Consider the following 6,690-nt stretch of genomic DNA (forward strand, 5'->3'; position numbering starts at 1 on the left):
GGCCGGTGCAGGCAAGTTATGGTTAACCATCTCTCTATTTTACTTCGTTAACAATGCCTGAACGTATAAGCTTGCGATAGTATTTTTTTAACCCTTCCAAATCAGTCAGGGTGCTGCCCTTTTTCAGTTTTACATTATTTATAAGCAGCAAAGGCTTTTTAGAGTTACCCAAAAAACCAAATTGAATGGTTTCGATTGTATCCTTTCCGCCGTTTAAAACAACGTTTTTCATCAGGTAATAGTCGGCCCTGCCAGATTCGTGCTGCGACCTATCCGGCACAACTGTAAAGCCTATTGCTTTAAACCTTGCCAGGGCCTCGTCTTCACTTACTTTCAACCGGTATGATTTACCTATATGGACATCGCCTCCTGGTTGCATATAAAAACTAATAGGGGGCGAGGTAGCCATAAATACCAATGCGGCCGGCATGGCAATTAAACAGGCAGCAAAAGCAGGCGAAATGCGGCCTATCCGGTAACTATCAATTCGCCCTATCAGATACCAGGACAAAGGCAAAATTAACAGGGCAACAAAATCGCTGTAATCAACCGTCCTGGTAATAGGTATAAGGGCAATTTTATTGTAGATATGGATAACACTGCCAGAAATAGGGAGTTTCCAAAAAACAAACAGTGCACCTGTTACCATAACCGAAACTCGCGAAATGCTTGGGAATAAGAATTGCAAGAACATTGGAAAGATAAGCAGTCCTGCGAAATCAGATATTTTCCCGGTGGCCCAGTTGCCGAATGTCCATTTGAGGTATTGATCGTTGAGCGCCAATACTATCAGCCCGACAATAAAAACCCAATTGAAGATAAGGGCACTGTTACGGGATGTTTGAAATTGTTTAACCATAGTTGTGTAAGGGATTGATTGAATTAATCGGAAAGCCATCCTGTTTCGTCGGAAATAATGGTAATAAAACTGCCTGAATTAAAAAAAATTATACCGATGCTGTTTTTTAACAAATAAGTAAATACCCGAATTCAGGTCCTCTTCAAAATCATAAGCTCATATGATTGATGAGCAAGCGTAATTTGCTGATTTTCACCCCTTAAATAGCAACTAACGTTTCAGCCTGTAAAAAGTCCGTTAGCCTTTTCATCTTATTAAACCAAAAATCTGCCTATCAGCACATTCAATACAATTTTAAATTAAAATCATCACCTCACCAATACTAAAATAGTATCATGAAAACACCTTTACTTATCAAAAAAAATCATTTCAGTAAAGCTACGCCTGCCGGCTATTTAAAGCTTGTAGCTTTTGCTTTATTGCTTTGCCTGAGTTACAAACTTTACGCAGCAGTAAAACCCGCGCTTAAATATTCGGGATACCATAAAACCAGGCTAAAAACGGGTAAATCAGACGCTTTTACGGCACCTGTTATCAGTTATAGCAGCCCACATACCTATATCATCGGTAACGCAATAGCAACACTGTCGCCACAAAGTTCAGGCGTCGATCCGTTGGGCTATAGTAGTGGCCTGGTGAGTGCGGCAACCGGTTTTGGCGCCATACGTGGCGTATGTACCGACGCAACAGGGAATGTTTATATCGCTGATTTTTCAAATAATGTAATAAAGGAAATCCCTGTAGGTGGCGGTGCCGCTGTTACCATAGGTTCAGGTTTTTTGAATCCCGCAGGTGTAGCGGTTGACGGCGCCGGAAATGTTTATGTAGCAGATTACGGGCATAGCCTTGTAAAAAAGGTACCTGTTGGCGGTGGTGCTCCTGTAAGTATTGGCACCGGCTTCAGTAACCCGTATGGTGTGGCAGCAGATGCAGCCGGCAATGTTTTTGTGGCGGATTATAACCACGGTGCAGTAAAAAAGATAAATGCAGTTGGCGGTGCCACTGTAGTTATTGGCTCAGGCTTTACTAACCCGGCAGGCGTTGCTGTAGACGCAGCGGGCAATGTTTATGTGGCTGATTATACCGCAAGCAATATAAAAAAGATTCCCGTTGGAGGCGGTGCGCCGGTTATAATTGGTACCGGATTTAGCAGCCCCTATGGCGTCGCAGTTGACAACACCGGGAATGTTTTTGTAGCCGATTACAGCCACGATGCAGTAAAAGAAATTTTAGTAAACGGGGGCGCTACCATTACTTTAAACAGCGGTTTTAACACGGTAACGGGTGTTGCTGTCGACGGTGCCGGCAATGTATTTGTTGCTGACTACGCCAGCGGAACATTAAATGAAATTAAACCGGTGGGCGGCTATTATATTAACCCTGCACTACCTGCCGGATTAACTTTTGATAATGCTACAGGTAATATTACCGGAACACCAACGACGGTAAACCCAGCGACAAGCTATTTTGTTTCTGCTTACAATAGCACAGGCAGCAGTTCAACCGCGTTTAGTATTCAAATTAATGCGCTGAGCCTGAGTTACACAAACCCTCCGGCATATGTGTCCGGGGTGGCAATCCCATCATTGGTGCCAACAAGTGTCGGGGTAGCAGCGCTCGCTTACAATAGCACTACAGTAACCTTAGGCTCGGGCTTCAGCACCTCGCGTGGTGTAGCTGTGGATATCTTTGGCAATGTTTACATGGCCGATTTTGCCAACAACCTCGTAAAGAAGATACCAGTCGGTGGCGGCGCACCGGTTACTATCGGTTCCGGGTTTAGTGGGCCCGACGGCGTTGCTGTTGACGCTGCCGGTAACGTTTATGTATCTGACTATGGCAATAACGCCATAAAGAAAATCCCTTTTGGAAGTAATACCCCTATTATAATAAGCGCGGGCATCGTCCATCCTTACGCCGTCGCGGTTGATGCAGCAGGTAACGTATACGCCTCCGATAACGGCAATAATGCAATAAAGGAGATATACCCAAATGGCGGAGGAACTGTTGGACTGGGTAGCATTACCAATCCCTTAGGTATCGCGGTAGATGCGTTTGGTAACGTATTTGTTGGGGATGGTAGTACCAATACCGTGAAAAAGTTTGCTGCTGGCGGAGGCGGTGCTAATGTTATTGTCGCCAGTGGTTTTAGTTCCCCATACGGTGTAGCAGTAGATCCCGCCGGTAATGTTTTTGTGGCTGATGCGGGAAATAATGCAATTAAAAGGTTCCCTGCAGCCGGTGGTGGCGGAACAATAATCGGTTCAGGCTTCAACCTTCCAACCGGGGTGGCTACCGATGCTTTCGGAAATGTATTTGTGGCCGATTACAACAGCGCTGCCGTTAAACAAATTAAACCTATAGGCGGGTACTATATTGGTAAAACCTTACCTGGGGGGCTAAGTTTCGACAATGCTACGGGTATTATCAGCGGCCTGCCCACGGTTACAGGAAGTCCGGTGACAAACTATCCGGTAACAGCGTACAACGCCGGCGGCAGCAACTCAACCAATGTTAATATTTCGGTAAGCGGACTTAACATAACGTACAACTCACCTCAAACTTTTTCAGTGGGTACCGCTGTAACGCCGGTTGTGCCGGTAAATAATGGGGTTGCGGCAGCGGGTTATAGCAGCACTCCGGTTATAGCGCACGCTTTCACTAAACCCTATGGCGTATCTGCCGACAATGTGGGTGTTTTATATGTAACTGCACAATCAAACTTCCAGATCACTAAGATCCCGCTGGTTGGCGCAAATGTCGCTCTTGGTTCTGGGTTACTGCAGCCTCAAAATGCAGTTGTTGACGCATTGGGTAACGTATACGTAGCAGACTACGGCAACAATGCAGTAAAAAAGATACCCGTTGGCGGTGGAGCGCCGGTAACGTTAGGCTCGGGGTTCCTTAACCCTACGGGTGTAGCAGTTGATAAATTAGGAAATGTATATGTTGTAGACCAGGGACACAACGCGGTGAAAGAAATCCCGGTGGGCGGCGGAGCGCCGATAAATCTGGGCTCTGGCTTTAATTTTCCTTACGATATAACGGTTGATGCTTTTGGTAATGTATATGCATCTGATTACGGGAATGGATTGGTAAAGAAAATCCCTGCAGGTAATGGCACCCAGGTCACAATAGGCTCTGGGATAACAAGCCCGTACGGCTTGACTGTTGATAATTCAGGCAATGTATTTGTCACCGATAGAAACAATAACTTTTTAAAAGAAATACCTTCAAATGGGGGCCCGGTTATTACAATTGGTTCCGGATTAAGCCTTCCATATGATGTAGCTGTTGACGGCGCCGGCATTTTATATGTTGCGGATTGGGGTAACAATGCGATTAAAACAATTAAACCTGTTGGAGGATATTATATAAGTCCTTCGTTACCAGCCGGCTTAAATTTTGATAATAATACAGGTGCTATCAGCGGCACACCAACCGTTGCAACCCCTGCTACAGACTATGTTATCACCGGATATAATACAGCAACTTCTACCAGTTCAATTGTAAATATTAAGGTAAACCAGTTCCCGCCACCAACAATAAGCTATACAGGCCCGCAGGTTTATACGGTTAATGTTGCGGTTCCGCAGCTCACGCCAACCAGCACCAATGTATCAGCCTTTGCTTATACAGGCACTCCGGTCGCTGTTGGGTCGGGCTTCGTAACCCCACTGGGTGTAGCGGTTGATGCCTCAGGCAATATTTATGTAGCAGATACAGGCAATGGGCTTGTAAAAAAGGTCCCGGCTGCAGGTGGCAGCCCAGTAGTTATAGGCAGTGGCATAAACAACCCTATTGGTGTGGCGGTTGATACCCTTGGTAATGTTTTTGTAGCCGATAATGGTAATGGCAAAGTATACAAAATACCGGTTGGCGGTGGCGCCACTGTTGCTGTAGGGCCCGCCTTCCCCGATCCTATTGCTGTCGCCGTGGACCCGGCTGGCAATGTGCTGGTTGCCGATGCTGTAAACAATACTGTAACAAAAATACCCGTGGGCGGTGGTGCCCCGGTAATATTAGGCTCGGGGTTTGCGTCGCCAGCCGGCCTGGCTATTGATGCAGCCGGAAATATATACGTTGGTGACAATGGCAATAATGCTGTAAAAAAGATACCGGTTGGCGGCGGCGCCCCGGTTTCAATAGGTTCTGGTTTCAGTGGGCCATCGGGCGTGGCTGTTGATGCCGCAGGCAATGTTTTTGTAGGCGATTTTAACAACAGCGCAGTAAAAATGATCCCTGCAGGCGGTGGAGCCACAATCTCAATAGGCTCCGGTTTCAACCATACTTTTGGCGTGGCGGCAGATGGCTTGGGTAACGTTTATGTTGCCGATGATTTAAACGGCGCTGTTAAAAAGATTATGCCTGTTGGGGGCTTTTTCATAGTGCCATTTTTACCTGCCGGGTTAAATTTTAATAATAATACAGGTGCAATCAGCGGCACCCCAAAGGCAGGCAGCCCGGCCACAAACTATACGGTTACCGGGTATAATGCCAGCGCATCGAACAATACAACTGTTAATTTAAAGGTTAATTTGATACCCCCGCCGACATTAAGTTACGGGGGTGCTAAAACATTTCATTCAGGTGTTACTATTGCACCGTTGACGCCTTTAAGTAATGGGGTTGGCGCTCCTGGTTATGGTGGCAACACTACCGATGTAGGCTCCGGGTTTGCAAACCCGATTAATGTAGCTACAGATGCCCTTGGGAATATTTATGTTGCCGACCGTGGCAATAATACCGTAAAAAAAGTTCCGGCGGGCGGTGGAGCGCCCATAAGTATAGGGACTGGCTTTACCCTTCCGAGCGGTGTAGCTATTGATGCAGCCGGCAATGTTTATGTAGCTGATTTTGGCAATCATGCAGTAAAAGAGATCCTTGCTGCCGACGGTTCCACAGTGAGTATTGGTTCTGGTTTTAATTCGCCTTACGGCGTGGCTGTTGATGCTGCAGGCAATGTTTACGTAAGCGATCAGAATAACAATATTGTTAAAAAGATCCCTGCAGGCGGTGGCGCAACCGTTAATATTGCTTTTAATGTAAACCTTGGTGCAAGTTTGGCCTGCGATGCTATAGGGAACGTTTATGTAGCCGATGAAGGTAACAGCGCAATAAAGAAAATTCCGTTTGATGGCAGCCCCGTAGTTACTTTAAAAGCAGGCCTTAATCAACCATACGGCGTAGCCGTTGATGGTGCAGGAAACGTGTTTATTGCTGCTTTGGGCGATAAAGCAATATACGAACTGCCTGTTGGCAGTAATTCGCTTATTAGTATAGGCTCTGGTTTTGCAGGACCAACCGGGGTAGCGGTTGATGGAGCGGGCAACGTTTTCGCTGCTGAGTTTGGCAGTGGCAAGGTTAAACAAATTACCCCGGTTGGTGGCTTTTATATAAATGCCCTACCTGCGGGACTAACATTTGACGGCGTAACCGGCACCATTAGCGGTTCACCAATTACAGTTAGCCCAGCGAGCGGTTATACTGTAACGGCATATAATGTGGCGGGCAGTAACACCGCAATGGTAAATATTGCTGTGAACCCGGGCGTGCCAAACATCAGCTACACAACACCCCACACGTATTTAACCGGGAGCCCGATAGCCGCGCTATCGCCCACTAATACCGGCGGGCCGGTACCGGCAACAATTTACAGCCAGGTTACTACACTAGCCGGGAGCGGGGTTTCCGGGTCAACCAACGGCACAGGCGCGGCGGCCAGCTTTGCCAAACCCATAGCTGTAGGCACCGACGCAGCCGGCAACAGTTATGTGGCAGATTATACCGGCAACCAAATCCGCAAGATAACCTCCGCAGGCGTGGTTACC

2 protein-coding genes are annotated in these 6,690 nt (G+C 46.9%); one reads left to right on the forward strand and one right to left on the reverse strand.

Annotated features, from left to right (window positions below):
* Window positions 1-34 precede the first annotated feature (34 nt).
* Window positions 35-859 carry a hypothetical protein gene (locus Q0R52_RS05805; protein WP_295793003.1) on the reverse strand — a complete coding sequence of 275 codons (825 nt, stop codon included), beginning with the start codon at window positions 857-859 and terminating at the stop codon, window positions 35-37.
* Window positions 860-1,194: 335 nt separating this feature from the next.
* Here Q0R52_RS05805 and Q0R52_RS05810 point away from each other — a divergent pair.
* The coding region (locus tag Q0R52_RS05810; protein ID WP_295793005.1) for a putative Ig domain-containing protein at window positions 1,195-6,690 on the forward strand (5,496 nt) is incomplete at its 3' end.

This window comes from Mucilaginibacter sp., assembly GCF_025359345.1.
Taxonomy (GTDB): Bacteria; Bacteroidota; Bacteroidia; order Sphingobacteriales; family Sphingobacteriaceae; genus Mucilaginibacter.